Annotated in this window: 14 protein-coding genes; 11 read left to right on the forward strand and 3 right to left on the reverse strand. The window is 34.7% G+C overall.

Features of this window, described 5'->3' with window-relative positions; genetic code table 11:
* Positions 1 to 381, forward strand: a complete 381-nt coding sequence (locus ACNQGO_RS07100; RefSeq protein WP_099714108.1) for a TraR/DksA family transcriptional regulator — start codon at positions 1 to 3, stop codon at positions 379 to 381.
* Between the two features lie 113 nt (positions 382 to 494).
* Positions 495 to 1,091: a lipoprotein signal peptidase gene (locus ACNQGO_RS07105; protein ID WP_417984814.1), complete on the forward strand. Its 597-nt coding sequence runs from the start codon at positions 495 to 497 to the stop codon at positions 1,089 to 1,091.
* A gap of 67 nt (positions 1,092 to 1,158) precedes the next feature.
* Here the strand turns inward: ACNQGO_RS07105 and ACNQGO_RS07110 are convergent, their stop codons facing one another.
* Entirely contained in the window at positions 1,159 to 1,353 is a 195-nt protein-coding gene (locus ACNQGO_RS07110) for a hypothetical protein (protein WP_417945397.1), read from the reverse strand.
* A 381-nt stretch (positions 1,354 to 1,734) separates the two neighbouring features.
* On the opposite strand from ACNQGO_RS07110, the gene ACNQGO_RS07115 reads away from it, so the two are divergent.
* A complete protein-coding gene (locus tag ACNQGO_RS07115; protein ID WP_417984815.1) occupies positions 1,735 to 2,235 on the forward strand; it encodes a CAP domain-containing protein in 501 nt (166 codons plus the stop codon).
* 19 nt (positions 2,236 to 2,254) lie between these two features.
* Here the strand turns inward: ACNQGO_RS07115 and ACNQGO_RS07120 are convergent, their stop codons facing one another.
* Together ACNQGO_RS07120 and ACNQGO_RS07125 are read right to left on the reverse strand one after the other, a co-directional pair.
* Positions 2,255 to 2,821 carry a 5-formyltetrahydrofolate cyclo-ligase gene (locus tag ACNQGO_RS07120; protein WP_417984816.1) on the reverse strand — a complete coding sequence of 189 codons (567 nt, stop codon included), beginning with the start codon at positions 2,819 to 2,821 and terminating at the stop codon, positions 2,255 to 2,257.
* Positions 2,811 to 3,794: a succinylglutamate desuccinylase/aspartoacylase family protein gene (locus ACNQGO_RS07125; RefSeq protein WP_417984817.1), complete on the reverse strand. Its 984-nt coding sequence runs from the start codon at positions 3,792 to 3,794 to the stop codon at positions 2,811 to 2,813. Before ACNQGO_RS07125 ends, ACNQGO_RS07120 begins: the two co-directional genes overlap by 11 nt.
* A gap of 126 nt (positions 3,795 to 3,920) precedes the next feature.
* Between ACNQGO_RS07125 and uvrC the strand changes: the two genes are divergently transcribed.
* The 8 genes from uvrC (at position 3,921) to pgi (ending at position 15,943) form a co-directional block, all read left to right on the forward strand.
* Positions 3,921 to 5,714 (forward strand): excinuclease ABC subunit UvrC, encoded by a 1,794-nt coding sequence (gene uvrC, locus ACNQGO_RS07130; RefSeq protein WP_417984818.1) that lies wholly within the window; start codon positions 3,921 to 3,923, stop codon positions 5,712 to 5,714.
* Positions 5,715 to 5,721: 7 nt separating this feature from the next.
* Entirely contained in the window at positions 5,722 to 8,094 is a 2,373-nt protein-coding gene (locus tag ACNQGO_RS07135) for a patatin-like phospholipase family protein (RefSeq protein ID WP_417984819.1), read from the forward strand.
* A gap of 187 nt (positions 8,095 to 8,281) precedes the next feature.
* On the forward strand, positions 8,282 to 9,439 hold the full coding sequence (locus ACNQGO_RS07140; protein ID WP_417967501.1) for a homogentisate 1,2-dioxygenase: 1,158 nt from the start codon (positions 8,282 to 8,284) through the stop codon (positions 9,437 to 9,439).
* A 260-nt stretch (positions 9,440 to 9,699) separates the two neighbouring features.
* Positions 9,700 to 10,860 carry a 4-hydroxyphenylpyruvate dioxygenase gene (gene hppD, locus ACNQGO_RS07145; protein WP_417984820.1) on the forward strand — a complete coding sequence of 387 codons (1,161 nt, stop codon included), beginning with the start codon at positions 9,700 to 9,702 and terminating at the stop codon, positions 10,858 to 10,860.
* 291 nt (positions 10,861 to 11,151) lie between these two features.
* On the forward strand, positions 11,152 to 11,922 hold the full coding sequence (locus ACNQGO_RS07150; RefSeq protein ID WP_417984866.1) for a DUF3108 domain-containing protein: 771 nt from the start codon (positions 11,152 to 11,154) through the stop codon (positions 11,920 to 11,922).
* Entirely contained in the window at positions 11,922 to 12,857 is a 936-nt protein-coding gene (locus ACNQGO_RS07155) for a tryptophan 2,3-dioxygenase family protein (protein ID WP_417945381.1), read from the forward strand. Before ACNQGO_RS07150 ends, ACNQGO_RS07155 begins: the two co-directional genes overlap by 1 nt.
* A gap of 20 nt (positions 12,858 to 12,877) precedes the next feature.
* The gene (locus tag ACNQGO_RS07160; RefSeq protein WP_417984821.1) at positions 12,878 to 14,098 is read left to right on the forward strand and encodes a M23 family metallopeptidase; all 1,221 of its coding nucleotides are present in this window, start codon (positions 12,878 to 12,880) and stop codon (positions 14,096 to 14,098) included.
* A 186-nt stretch (positions 14,099 to 14,284) separates the two neighbouring features.
* A complete protein-coding gene (pgi, locus tag ACNQGO_RS07165) occupies positions 14,285 to 15,943 on the forward strand; it encodes a glucose-6-phosphate isomerase (RefSeq protein WP_417984822.1) in 1,659 nt (552 codons plus the stop codon).
* Positions 15,944 to 16,093 lie beyond the last annotated feature (150 nt).

The raw sequence follows: 16,093 nt of genomic DNA on the forward strand, positions 1-16,093 counted from the left end.
ATGGTAGATGAAGCTACAAAATACTCCGAAGCAGATTTAGCGGAGTTCAAGGAAATAATACTCAATAAAATTCAAAAAGCGCAATTAGATCTAGATTTAATAAAAAGTGCTTATATGAATGACTTAAATAATGGGACAGATGATACTTCCCCAACATTTAAAGCCTTTGAGGAAGGAAGTGAAACCATGTCTAAAGAAGCAAACTCACAACTGGCGATTCGTCAAGAAAAGTTTATCAGAGATTTGAAAAACGCACTTTTCCGTGTTGAAAACAAAACGTATGGCGTTTGTAAAGTTACGGGTAAACTAATAGGGAAAGAAAGATTGAAAATCGTTCCTCATGCAACCATGAGTATCGAAGCAAAGAATTTACAGCGTTAATACGTTTTAAATCACATACAGGATTCCGAATTCCAATAATTGCTTATTAAATTATTGGGATTTGGAATTTTATTTTTTTATTTACCTATTTTTACGCTTTTAAAATTTACATAATGACATTACGAAAAGCATACCTCCTTATTTTTATCTTATTGCTTGTTGACCAAGTCTCTAAAATTTATATTAAAACTAATTTTATTTTAGGGGAAGAAGTTGAAGTATTTAAATGGTTTAAAATTTTGTTCATTGAAAATGAAGGAATGGCTTGGGGAGTTCAAATTCCTGGGACGTACGGTAAATTATTTTTAACTCTTTTTAGAATCGCTGCAGTTGGCGGAATCGGGTATTGGTTGTGGGATTCAGTAAAAAAGAAGAGCTCTGATTATTTAATTGTTGCCATTTCGCTGATTCTTGTAGGTGCTTTTGGGAATATAATTGATTCTGTTTTTTACGGAGTTATCTTCAATGACAGTCAGCAACAATTAGCGACTTTGTTCTCAGATCAGCCTTACGGGACTTGGTTTCACGGAAAAGTAGTCGACATGCTTTATTTTCCTTTTTGGCACGGAACCCTACCAACTTGGTTGCCTATTTGGGGCGGAAAAGAATTTACTTTTTTTAATGCCATCTTCAATGTTGCCGATATGGCGATATCTACAGGAGTTGGAATCTTGATTTTTTTCAACAAAAAAGCATTTCATCAACAATAAATTTAAAGTAATTATCTAATAAAAAAGACCTGTTCAAATCACGAACAGGTCTTTTACATTTAAAAACTTATTTATTTTGTCCTGGTGCGTATCGTTTAGCGCTTTTCCCACCATATATTTTTTTGGCTTGACCTGGAGGAAGTTTTTTTGCTTTATAGGTAGTTTGTCTAGTTCCAGTGTGAATAGTACAACCTGAAAAAGAAACGGCAAGGAGTAAAACCAAGATGATTACCACTGATTTTGAATTTTGGAATATTTGCATGATTTAGCTAAAATTTATTGGTAAAAATACAGATTTAAAATGAAAGCGGATAAAATTCACATCTAGTTTTAGAAATATGATTTCAACAACACTTTTAATACACCGGTAATTATATCTTTAAAATTTAAATAAGGAAATTCAAATAGCTTCAAATTAATTGTATTGTAATTTAAAATGAAACATACACGTTTTTCAAATAGTGAAAGTGCTTCTCAACTGCAATTAAAAGACAAATTTATTATATTAAAAATAAAAAAGGTCATTCATCGATTAAATTGGTATTTAAATCGATTTTTTATTATGTTTGCATACTAATTTTGAGGCAGTTAAGTACAAACAGTACAATTGTGTTCCGAATTAAATCAACATAATTAAAGCCTTATGAAATTTAGTTTATTTTATTTATTCCTATTTACTACTGCTATTTCTTTGCACAGTTGCTCTACAGATTCAACAAATAGAACCGATACAGAATTATCTGCTTTACTCGATGAGAACTTCATTTATAATGAAATTGAATTAGAGGAAATGAAATTAATCAATGCACATCGCGTGAGTATTGGTTTGAAAGTTTTGCAAAAAATAAATTATATTTCAAAAAAAGCTGAAGAACACAATTATTATATGATTGCTAATAATGCAATTAGTCATGATGGGTTTGTGGCCAGATCAGAGAGTATTATAAAAGCAGTTGGTGCAAAAAGTGTTAGTGAAAATCTCGCGTATAATTATGCTACTGCTCAGGAAGCCCTTACTGCTTGGTTAAATAGTCCAACTCATAAAGTAACAATTGAAGGGGATTTTACTCATTTTGGAATTGCAGTACGAGAAAACACTACAACAGGAAAAAAATATTACACTAACATTTTTGTAAAAATCTAATAGTTTTAAAGTCTTATAATTAGAATTTATAAATTGAATCAGGCGTAACGCAATAATCCAATTGTACGTCGCCTTCAAAAATACCATCAATCAATTCCTCAGGTTCAAAAAAGGATAGGCCAATTTTTACCACATCGGGTTTGCATTGGGATAAAAAAATGTCATAAAAACCTTTACCATAACCTACACGATGTCCTTTTTTGTCGAAAGCCAAAAGAGGTACAAAAACTACATCAATTTTATGTGAGGGAACTTCAATGCCATCTACAGGTTCGGGAATGTTGTATTCGTTTTTCTTAATTTTAGTATTATCAGTTAATAAAAAATGAGTCATTTTTCGGGTTTCAAAATCGGCCTTTGAAACGATAATTTCTTTGTCTTTTCCGGATAGTAAGTGCAAAATAAATTCGGTATTTACCTCTTTTTGTTCTGTAATAGGCAAGAAAATATGGAAATAAGTGTTCTCCCAAATAGGAAGTGTCAGTATTTTATTGGCTACAGCCAAACTCTTTTCCTCAATATCAGTATCAGAAAGTAAGTGCCGCAACCTTTTGTATTCCTGTCGCAATTCAGTTTTATTCTTCATCTTCTCCATTAGTATTTGATAAGTGGTAAATAGCATCCCCTTCGTAAACAATTGGGGAATGGTTCGCGTTGATCACGTAACCGTCATTTGGTGCTTTCACTTTTCGTTCAAATTTTCCGTAAGGATCGGTAATGATTGCTAATACAGTTCCCTTTTTTACAAAAGTACCAATTGTATTATAGTCGTGCAATAATCCAGAACATTTGGCTCTAATCCAGCCCGATTTTTCAATATAAATTGATGGTGAATTTGGTTTAGATATCGTGTGTTTAGGGTCTAACATCTCGAGATGGGCTAGGATTCGTTTAGCACCATTTACGCCTTCATCAGCAACTGCATTATTGATGTCTAATGATTTACCGCCTTCAAAAAGTAACATTTTCACATTCATACGTTCGCTCGAATTCCTAAAAGAGCCTATGATATTTCTAGAATACAAAGTGAATGGCGCATTAAAAACATCGGCCAAAAGTTTTAACTCTGGATTGCTAGGTGAAATTCTTATTTGTGGGGCATTAAAACGGCTGGCACCGCCGGCATGAAAATCGACTGCGTAATTTACAATAGGCATAATTTCACTTAAAATATGAAAGGCAAATCGGCTTGCCAAAGACCCAGTTTTGCTTCCCGGAAAAACCCGATTCAAGTCTCGACCATCTGGAAATTCTCGAGATTTATTGACAAATCCATATACGTTGATGATAGGGATACAAATAATAGTTCCTTTTTTTGGTCGGTTTATTTTCTTGCTGATCAATTGCCGAATAATTTCGACTCCATTAATTTCATCACCATGAATTCCTGCTGAAAAAAGCACCACCGGACCATCAATTTTAGATCGTCTTACAATAACGGGTATATTCAATTTTGTAGTGGTGTGTAGTCGCGCAATCTCTACATTGATGGTTTTGCTTTCACCTGAAATAATGCTTTCGCCGAAAATTACGATCGGTGTGTTCTTGGTTTTTATCATAGGTTCTTGAAAAGATAAAAATAAGGATAATAAGGTAGTAGGAACTAAAATTCTAGAAAAAATTTATCACAAAGAATTCGAGAGTATTGATTTGTATTTCGTGATTTTTGAGATTAACTTTGTTTCATGAATCCAACTGCTTTAGCCCTTCAAATCCAGACCTTGCCAGACAATCCTGGTGTGTACCAATATTACGACAAGGAAGGCAAAATTTTGTATGTAGGAAAGGCTAAGAATTTAAAGAAAAGAGTTTCTTCGTATTTCAATAAAATTCACGATACGGCCAAAACTAATGTATTGGTCAAGAAAATTGTAACCATCAAACACATTGTAGTTCCTACGGAAACCGATGCGCTTTTATTGGAAAACAATTTGATAAAAACCATGCAGCCCCGTTATAATGTGTTGCTACGCGACGACAAGAGTTATCCGTGGTTGTGCATCAAGAAAGAACCTTTTCCACGGATATTTGCTACTCGAAGAATGGTCAAAGACGGATCGGAATATTTTGGTCCCTACACTAGTTTTAAGACGGTTTCTACCATATTAGAATTAATAAAAGAATTGTATCCACTACGCACGTGCAACTATGATTTAAGTAAGAGCAACATCGATAGTGGAAAATTTAAGGTGTGTCTCGAATACCATATTGGAAATTGCATGGGGCCTTGTGAAGGACATGAAGCCATAGAAAATTACCAAAAGCAAGTCGATGCTATTCGCGAAATTCTGAAAGGAAATTTCAAAGAAAGCATGAAGGATTTTAAGCGTGTCATGACGGATCTGGCACTGAACATGCATTTTGAAGAAGCTCAAAAAATCAAAGAGAAAATTGAAATTTTGGAGAATTACCAGTCCCGTTCTACGATTGTTAACCCGAAAATTACCAATATTGATGTCTTTTCGATAGTTTCTGATGAAAGTGCTGCCTATGTCAATTTCTTGCAAATTTCCCACGGTTCCATCATTCGATCCCACACTATGGAAATCAAAAAGAAACTTGACGAAACCGATGAGGAATTACTAGAATTAGCTATTATTGAGTTGCGCGAACGTTTTCAATTACTTTCCCGTGAGGTAATTGTTCCCTTTCACGTAGACTTGGGTGAGAATATAAAAATTACGGTTCCTCAATTGGGAGATAAAAAGCAAATTCTAGATTTGTCTGTTCGTAACGCTAAGTTTTACCGCATCGAGCAGCTAAAGCAATTGCAAATTGTAGATCCAGATCGCCATACTAAAAGGATTATGGCGCAAATGCAAAAAGACTTGCGTTTGCCCGTAGAGCCTAGGCATATTGAGTGTTTTGATAACTCGAATATTCAGGGAACCAATCCTGTTGCGGCTTGTGTGGTATTTAAGGATGGAAAACCAAGTAAGAAAGATTACCGCCACTTTAATATAAAAACAGTCGAAGGGCCAGATGATTTTGCTTCGATGACTGAAGTAGTTTATAGAAGATACAAACGATTATTAGACGAAAACCAACCCTTGCCCAATCTAATCATCATCGATGGTGGAAAAGGACAATTATCATCGGCGTTAAAAAGTATTGATGAATTGGGATTGCGAGGCAAAATAGCCATTATCGGTATTGCCAAAAGGCTCGAAGAGCTTTTTTATCCAGGAGATTCAATCCCGCTGTATTTAGATAAAAAATCTGAAACCCTCAAGATCATCCAGCAATTGCGGAACGAGGCGCACCGTTTTGGGATCACGCATCACCGCGATCAGCGGAGCAAAGCGGCGCTTAATTCTTCGATAGAATCTATCCCGGGCATTGGAGAAAAAACCATGCTTACTTTGATTCAGCACTTTAAAAGTGTTAAAAGATTGAAATTAGCAACAGAAAAGGAAATTTCGGACGTTATAGGTAGTTCCAAAGCCAAAAAAATTGTCGAATTTTACAATACAAACTAGTTTTTTTATGAGCCTATTCCAGCTGTGCGTTTCAAGCTTTCTGCAACACTTCTTTTTTTCTACTAAAAAAAAAGGAGCTTCTAGGGTCGCTCTTTTTTTTCAAGAAAAAATAGAAGTGTCGCTATCAAGGCTTTTTACTTCTATCTGGGGCTTTAGACTATCTTCAAAAGTGCTATTTCCTACTATTCTGGTTTATCTATTCTCATTTATCTTTCTTACGCAAAGCACCTTGGCACAAGAACAAAAAAAACCTAAAATAGGGTTGGTCTTAAGTGGCGGTGGTGCAAAAGGATTTGCTCATATTGGCGTTTTAAAAGTTTTAGAAGAAGCTGGAGTCCAGATTGATTACATAGGTGGAACCAGCATGGGTGCCGTTGTGGGTGGGCTTTACGCATCTGGGTACAACGCTAGTCAAATTGATTCTATATTTCAAGCTACTAATTTTAACGAGTTGCTAAACGATTTTATTCCGCGCTCTTCAAAGAATTTTTACGAACGTAGAAATGAGGAGCTGTATGCACTCGTTTTGCCTTTTAATAAAATGAAAATCGGAATTCCAGAAGCCTTATCCAAAGGAATGTATAATTACAATTTGTTAAGTAGAATCACCAGAAATTCAAGACACATAAAGGATTTTAATAAACTTCCAATTCCGTTTTTATGTATCGGAACAAATATAGAAACGGGAGAACAAGTGGTGTTGAATAAAGGAAATTTGGCCCAAGCAATGATTGCAAGTTCAGCATTTCCATCGTTGTTTAGCCCTATAGAAATTGATGGTAAACTACTGGTAGATGGCGGTGTAATTAACAATTATCCTATTGAGGAGGTGCGAAAATTAGGTGCAGATATCATCATTGGTGTCGATGTACAAGACGGTTTATTGGATAGAAGCCAACTCAAAGATGCCACTAAAATTTTGGTGCAAATTAACAATCTCAATTCAATAGAGCGAATGCAACGCAATATTTTGGATACCGACATTTATATCAAACCAGATATATCGCAGTACGGTGTGATTTCATTTGATAAAGGAAGAGAAATAATAAGAAAAGGCGAAGAAGCTACATTTGCCGTTTATGAGCAATTAAAAAAAATACTAGACAAGTCTACTCCATACAAAAAACCAAAACTAATATTACAGTCAGACAGTTTGCAGATAAGAGAAATCAATAGTAACGAACTCGACAATTATACAAAAGAGTATGTCATTGGAAAATTAAAATTTAAGCCAGGAACTAAAACCTGTTATGATGATTTAATTATAGGCATTAATAACATCAATGCTACTCAAAATTTTAGTTCGATTTCGTATTCATTAGATAAAAATAAGAATGAAGATAATTTAAATTTAACACTTACAGAAAATGCCTCAAAAACGTATCTAAAATTTGGGTTGCATTATGATAATTTATTCAAGAGTGCTGTTTTGATTAACCTAACCCACAAGAAAACTTTTTTTAAAAACGACAGAACTTCTCTCGATTTGGTTTTTGGAGACAATATTAGATACAATTTGGATTATTATATTGAGCAGGGTTTTAATTTGAGTTTTGGATTCAAGTCCCAGTTCAATCAATTCAATAGAAATGTAGCCAAAGAAATAAGCAGCCTTGATCTAGGTTCATTAGGCATAAATAGCATCAATGTAGATTTTCAAGATTTAACCAATCAAGCGTATTTTCAATCTTTGTTTGTCAATAAGTTTTTAATAGGTGGAGGAGCTGAATTAAAGTATTTAAAAATTAAATCAGAGACATTGTCAAATGTAAATCCTACTATAGATAACAGTACGTATTTCAGTCTTTTTGGCTACTTGAAATATGATTCTTTTGACAATAAATATTTTCCAAAAAAAGGATGGTGTTTTTCTGGTGACATTCAGTCGTATCTGGTATCTTCTAATTATACAGGAAATTTTCAACCTTTTTCCATAGCAAAAGCAGATATTGGGGTTGCAGCAACACTTTTTAAAAATGCAACTTTTAAATTCCATACCGATGCAGGTTTTTCATTTGGTAATGAAAGCATTTCATTTTTTAATTTTATTTTAGGGGGTTACGGCTACAATCTCATCAATAATTTTAAATATTTTTATGGATATGATTATTTAAGTATTGCAGCAAACAGTTATATAAAATCAACCGGAACCATTGATTATGAGTTTTATAAAAAAAACCATGTCAATTTTTCGGCAAATTTTGCAAATGTGGGAGACCGTATTTTTGAGCGCGTTGATTGGATTTCAATCCCTAAATATTCCGGTTATGCTGTAGGATATGGTTTAGAGACAATCATTGGGCCTATAGAAATAAAGTATTCATGGTCCCCAGAAAATGCAAAAGGGTATACCTGGTTTAGTATTGGGTTTTTGTTTTAATTGTAATGTAATTCAATATTAATTCCGATATTTGTTATCATGAAAACAACTTGGAGCGGTTTATTAGGATATCTGCAATTCCTCATAAAGAGGAATCCTGAATAGATTGTATTTTTTTGATTTAATTAAATAAGTTTAGTTCGGTACAACCATAAACTTGTAAACTTTAACTTTAAACAAAAAAATCATGCCTTTATACCACAAATTAGGGACCTTTCCCCAAAAAAGACATACACAATTCGAAAAACCAAATGGAGGTTTATATTACGAACAGCTCTTTGGCACCGAAGGATTTCACGGGCATTCCTCATTACTCTATCATGTACATAGACCAACACAAGTCAAAGAAATTCTAAAATCATACTCGGTTGAGCCTAAAATTGCTATTGGTAAAAACATCAAATCGTTATTGTTAAAAGGCTTTGAACTAAAACCTGAAGATGACTTTTTAGACAGCCGCAAACCCATGTTGGTTAATAAAGATTGTACAATAGGATTGGCTGCTCCAAGACAATCATTGCGCAACTATTTCTATAAAAATGCCGATGCCGATGAAATGATTTTCATCCACAAAGGAAAAGGAAAATTACGCACCATGATGGGGAACATTCCTTTTGAGTATGGCGATTACTTGATAATTCCTCGCGGAATGATTTACCAAATTGATTTTGAAACAACCGAAAACCGTTTGTTCTATGTTGAATCTTTTGCTCCATTTTATACCCCAAAAAGATATAAAAACGAATCGGGTCAGCACTTAGAGCATTCTCCTTTTTGCGAGCGTGATTTTATTTTGCCTACCGAATTAGAAACACATGACGAAAAAGGAGATTTCCTGATTAAAATAAAAAAAGAAGGAATGATACATGAAGTGGTTTATGCCACACATCCCTTTGACGTAGTAGGTTGGGACGGGTACAATTTCCCATACGGTTTTAGCATTCACAATTTTGAGCCCATTACAGGTCGTGTGCATCAGCCACCACCGGTTCATCAAACCTTCGAAACAGCCACTTTCGTTGTATGTTCGTTCTGTCCAAGACTGTATGACTACCACCCAAAATCTATTCCTGCACCTTATAATCATAGCAATATTGATAGTGATGAGGTTTTGTATTATGTCGATGGCGATTTTATGTCTCGCAACAATATTGAGCAAGGTCACATTACATTGCATCCCAAAGGCATTCCCCATGGTCCAGCGCCCGGAGCTATGGAACGCAGTATAGGTCACACGGAAACCCACGAACTAGCGGTAATGGTAGATACATTTCGTCCTTTGATGGTGACCGAAGAGGCGATGGGATTAGATGACGGCCAGTACTATAAATCTTGGGTAGAGTAGTTATTGCTAGGTATGAAGCAATCACACTTATCTCTAATAATAAGGAGCTATTTCCTGCTGTACGCTATATCTTTCTATTCCTGAACTTGTTTCAGGATCCTGAAACAAGTTCAGGAATAGAAAGGATGCCGCTACCATCAGGGCTAGGGCTTTAGAATGAATAAGAACTTTTTTTTAAATTAATAAATCCGTGTACATCTGTTTTATCCGTGTCAATCGCGTTCCAAAACGAGAAGTACCGAATCAAAAAATAAATCACAATGAGCAAAGAAGTAAAATCAGTAGAATACGGACTAGAAAAAATATTTGAAGGCGCACAAGATTTCCTTCCGTTACTAGGAACCGATTATGTAGAATTCTACGTAGGAAACGCAAAACAATCCGCACATTATTATAAAACTGCTTTCGGGTATCAGTCTTTGGCGTATGCCGGATTAGAAACCGGAGTACGAGATAGAACATCGTATGTCTTAAAACAAGATAAGATACGTATTGTACTTACTACGCCATTAACGCAAGATTCGCCTATTCATGAACATTTGCAAAAGCATGGTGATGGTGTAAAAGTAGCAGCGCTATGGGTTGAAGATGCGACAAGTGCGTACGAAGAAACGATGAAACGTGGTGCCCGTTCTTTTATGGAGCCAACGGTAGAGAAAGATGAATTTGGAGAAGTAGTGCGTTCTGGGATTTATACCTACGGCGAAACGGTGCATATTTTTGTGGAGCGCAAAAATTATACGGGCGTTTTCCTTCCTGGCTACAAGGAATGGAAATCCGATTACAATCCGGAGCCAACTGGATTAAAGTATATTGATCACATGGTAGGGAATGTGGGTTGGAACGAAATGAATACTTGGGTTAAGTTTTATGAAGAAGTAATGGGATTTGTAAATTTCCTTTCTTTTGATGACAAACAAATCAATACCGAATATTCAGCATTGATGAGTAAAGTAATGTCAAACGGAAATGGTAGAATTAAATTCCCAATCAACGAACCTGCCGAAGGAAAGAAAAAATCTCAAATTGAGGAATACTTAGATTTTTATGGCGGACCTGGAATTCAGCATATCGCTATTGCAACAGATGACATTATCAAAACAGTAAGTCAATTGAAAGCAAGAGGAATCGAATTTTTATCTGCTCCGCCACATACGTATTATGAAGCTATACCGGAGCGTCTTGGTGCGCATATGGGAATGATGAAAGAAGATATTAACGAAATTGAAAAACTAGCCATCATGGTCGATGCTGATGAGGACGGGTATTTATTGCAAATATTTACCAAGCCAGTACAAGATAGACCAACCTTGTTTTTTGAAATTATTCAAAGAATGGGTGCCAAAGGGTTCGGTGCAGGAAACTTTAAAGCTCTTTTTGAGTCAATTGAGAGAGAACAGCAATTGCGAGGAACGTTATAAAAAAGCATTATTTTTACATATTGTGAAAAAATAACCAATAATCAACCTATTTCTTGGTAAATGTTGTGTTAAACTTTATTTTTCGCTAAAATAACTGAATTTGTTAGCTACCTTTGCACTCGCAAAAAGGGAAGGGGTGGTTTCCTTCCTGATTTCATATAAATTTCATAGTTTATAGTTTTTTGGTTAGTTAATAGCATAAAAACTCAGTCATTACTTGACTGAGTTTTTTTGTTTTAATATATTTGGAATAAAATTTGCTTATACAATCAATAAATGACAAAAAAAATAATGAAAAAACTGATTTTATTTTTTGTATTGATACTAACAGCAAGTTTTGATACTCCCCAAGAAGATGCTTACGCTGCTGGCGAATGGTTTAAGTTTAGAATTCATTATGGAATTGTGAACGCCGGTTACGCCACTTTAGAAGTAAAAGATGCTACACTCAATAACAAAAAAACTTTTCACGTAGTAGGGAAAGGCTATACCACAGGAATGTCTCGATTTTTTTTTAAAGTCGACGATTTGTATGAAAGCTACATTGATAAGGATACCAGAAATCCGTACCAGTTTGTTCGAAAAATCAATGAAGGCGGTTATACCAAAAACCAAGAAGGATTTTTTAATCAGGCTGCAAACAAAGTTCTTGTTAAGGATTATAAAAACAAAAAAGAAAAAACACTTTTTGTTTCAAAAAACACGCAAGATATTTTATCTACGTTCTATTATTTAAGAAATTATCCTGGAATTGACAAACTAAAAGTAGGTGAGTCAGTTGCAATCGATATGTTTTTTGATGATGAAACAACAAAATTTAAACTCAAATTTATGGGTCGTGAAACCATTGCTACTAAATTTGGTAACGTGTCTACTATGGTTTTTAGACCTTTAGTACAATCAGGACGAGTGTTTAAAGAACAAGAGAGTTTAACGGTTTGGATTTCTGATGACGATAATAAATTGCCCATTAGGATAAAAGCCAGCCTAGCAGTAGGATCCATAAAAGCAGATATAGAAGCCTATAGAGGACTGAAAAATCCTTTTAAAACAAACAAATAATGAACGACAATGCTACTTCGGAGGCGATTTTAAAAGAAATTGAAACTAAATACCAAGCAATTAATCAAAAAACAGAAACGCAGCTGGAAGGGTTATTATGGTCAAAACCAATTACCTATTGGGATTACATTCAAACCGATGCTTTACTGAATTTGCAAATACAAAGAACCACTCTTCCCGATGAGATGGTTTTTATTATGTATCACCAAGTCAACGAATTGATTTTTAAAATGATACTTTGGGAAATGCGCCAAATTTCCTATTGTGAAAATATTCAAACTGATTTTTTTACAGAAAGATTAATGCGAATCAGTCGCTATTTTGATATGCTAACCAATTCTTTTAGCATTATGGGTGACGGAATGGAAGTAGACCAGTATATGAAATTTAGAAATACGCTTACTCCTGCAAGTGGTTTTCAAAGTGCGCAGTACCGTTTAATAGAATTTTCATCTACAGACCTAATAAATCTTATAGATCACCGTTATAGAGATTCGATAGATAGAAACACACCGTATGAATTTGCACTAGAGCATTTGTATTGGCAAGCAGCCGGAAAAGAATATCATACGGGTAAAAAATCGTTTCTTTTGGAAGAGTTTGAAAGAAAATACAAGACGCTATTTCTAAATCACATGGAAGAATACAACACCATCAATATTTGGCAAAAATTCAAACAACTTCCAGATGTAGATCAAAAAAATCCTGAACTAATAAATGCCATGCGCCATTATGATCACACGGTAAATATAACTTGGGTAATGCAACATTTGAATACTGCAAAAAAATATATTGAACAAAGCGGTAAAGGTGATGGTGAAGCAACTGGTGGAAGTGACTGGAAAAAATACATGCATCCAAAATATCAGAAGAGAATTTTTTTTCCTGAACTGTGGAGTAGCCATGAATTAAAAAACTGGGGAGTAGAAATGTAGATTGAATTAAAAAAAACGATTTGAAACAAATATTCATAGTTATAACTATACTTTTTTCTTTGGTTTCATGTAAAAAGACGGAAGAAATAACAGCAGAAAAAGTAGTCAAACGTGCTCCTAAAAAAAGTGAATTTGGTTTTGTTTATTCTGATTTTAATGTGGTTCATGATACCGTGGCAAAAGGAGATACCTTTGGAACTTTATTGGAGGAACAAAACATTGGAAATCGACAAGTATATGATATTATTGCAAAAGTAAAGGATAGTTTTGATGTGAGAACCATCAGAATAAAAAAGCCTTTTACGATGCTTCGATCCAAAAACAAGAAGAATGATTTACAGGTTTTTATCTACCAACCGGATAATTTGAGCTATTATGTGGTTGATTTTAGAGATATGGCTGTAACTGTTTATAAAAAAATAAAACCAATCACCATAAAACGTCGATCCATTGGCGGAGTTCTCAAGGAATCATTATCTGAAACTTTAGGGAATGCTAGAATTGAAGGTGCTCTAGCCAGTAAAATAACAAAAATCTATGCCTATTCTATTGATTTCATGAAGCTCAAAAAAGGGGATCGTTTTGCGCTAATTTTTACGGAGCGATTCATTAATGATACCGTGTATGATGGCGTAGAGGAACTAGAAGCTTCTTTTTTTGAATACAAAGGAAAAATTATTTATGCTTTTCCTTTTGTTCAAAATGCCACATCAGGTAAAGTAGATTATTATGACGAGCAAGGGAAAACACTTAAAAATTTCTTTCTGAAGTCACCCATAAAATTCAGTAGAATTTCTTCTCGGTTTTCTACGAGTAGATTTCATCCGGTACAGCACCGCTGGAAAGCGCACAAGGGAACGGATTATGCGGCACCTCGGGGCACTCCCATAGCCGCTACGGCAGGTGGAGTTGTAGAGCAAAGCGGTTTTACAGCCGGAAATGGAAATTTTGTAAAAGTAAAACATAACGGAACTTTTTCGACACAGTACCTGCACATGTCTAAAATACTTGTGAGACGAGGGCAACGTGTCAGTCAAGGACAAGTTATTGGTTTAGTAGGAAGTACTGGTCTTGCCACTGGTCCTCATGTGTGCTATCGCTTTTGGAAAAATGGTGTTCAAGTTGATGCCTTGCGATTAAAATTGCCAACTAGAGAACCTATGACGGGAAGCAATAAAAGAAATTTTATGAATAAAATCTCTCCACTGAAATTCGAATTGGACAGTCTTGCAAATCTATAACCGTATCCATCAACACTCGAGTTAGAACTTATTTTGGTAAACACGTAGTCATTTGATTTCAGCGGTAAATGAATAGTATCTGATGGTTTTCTTAGTAAATTGTGATATTAATGAAAACACATTTAGCGTTAAAACTAATTTCAGTATTTTTGCCGAATTCAAATAATATTACAAACTACCTATTAAATGGCTTTACATACAATAAATCCAACAAGAACTAGTGCTTGGAAGAAACTGGAATTGCATTACCACGAAATGCAAAATGCATCTATGAAAGAAATGTTTCTGTTGGATGCAAACAGAACAGATAAATTTAATTTAAAATGGAATGAATTTTTACTGGATTATTCAAAAAACATAATCAATCAAGAAACGATTCAGCTATTGTTGGAATTGGCTGATGAAGTAGGACTCAAAAGTGCTATTACTGATTATTTTGATGGAGCAATCATTAATCAAACCGAAAACAGAGCCGTGCTTCATACTGCATTGCGTGCAAAGGAATCCCAAACAATAAAAGTGGATGGAGTTAATGTAGTTCCAGAAGTTTATGGAGTAAAAAATAAAATAAAAGCTTTTTCACATGAAGTTATTTCGGGTTCAAGAACCGGTTTTACTGGGAAGCGTTTTACAGATGTTGTCAATATAGGAATTGGAGGGTCAGATTTAGGGCCTGCAATGGCAGTTGAAGCATTGCAATTTTATAAAAATAATCTCAATATTCATTTCGTTTCTAATGTGGATGGTGACCATGTAAATGAAATTATAAAAAAACTAAATCCAGAAACAACACTTTTTGTGATTGTCTCCAAGACTTTTACAACACAAGAAACATTAACCAATTCTGAAACTATCAGGAAATGGTTTTTATCTCAGGAATTTGGTACAAGCCAAGACGATGTAGCGAAACATTTTGTTGCAGTTTCCACAAATATTGAAAAGGTAACCAAGTTTGGAATAAATCCAGATAATGTTTTCCCGATGTGGGATTGGGTAGGCGGACGTTTTTCTTTATGGAGTGCGGTCGGATTAACAATTAGTCTAGCTGTTGGCTATGATAATTTTGAGGAACTATTAGAAGGAGCTAATGAAATGGATACGCATTTTAAAACGGCTGATTTCGATAAAAATATGCCAGTTATATTGGCATTATTGAGTGTATGGTACAATAATTTCTTTGGTGCCGAAAGTGAAGCCTTAATTCCGTACACACAATATTTGCAGAAATTAGCGCCTTATTTACAACAGGGAACCATGGAGAGCAATGGCAAAAGTATAGGTCGCGATGGGAAACCAGTACAGTACCAAACAGGAACTATTATTTGGGGCGAGCCAGGAACAAATGCGCAACACGCCTTTTTTCAGTTGATACACCAAGGCACAAAATTAATCCCAGCTGATTTTATAGGTTTTGTAAATCCTTTGTATGGAGACACAGACCATCATGATAAATTAATGTCTAACTTTTTTGCTCAAACAGAGGCATTGCTGCATGGCAAATCTGCTGCTGTAGTTCAAGCTGAATTTCAAAAGCAAGGAATCTCACAGGAGGAAGCGAAGTTTCTGCTGCCGTTTAAAGTTTTTGTGGGTAACAAACCGACGAATACCATACTGATTGATACATTAGCACCAAAAACGATAGGCTCCTTGATTGCAGTGTATGAACATAAAATTTTTGTGCAAGGAATTATCTGGAATATTTTTAGCTTTGATCAGTGGGGTGTTGAACTCGGAAAGCAGCTTGCAAACTCTATTTTGGAGGAAATTAATACAAATACAATTCAAAACCATGATAGCTCTACTTCTTTCTTATTGAATCATTTTTTGAGAAATAAAAAGAGCTAAAAAATCAATTTTTTTATGAAATAACGCTTGATTTTTAGTTTCATGACGTTTTTTTAATTTACAGTGGTACTTCTAGAAACCTGATTTCACTTAAATCAGGTTTTTTTATGTCTAAGTGGCTCTAATGTAGTAGTTTTTAAAAAAACAATC

Source organism: Flavobacterium frigidum, assembly GCF_048286735.1.
Classification (GTDB): domain Bacteria; phylum Bacteroidota; class Bacteroidia; order Flavobacteriales; family Flavobacteriaceae; genus Flavobacterium.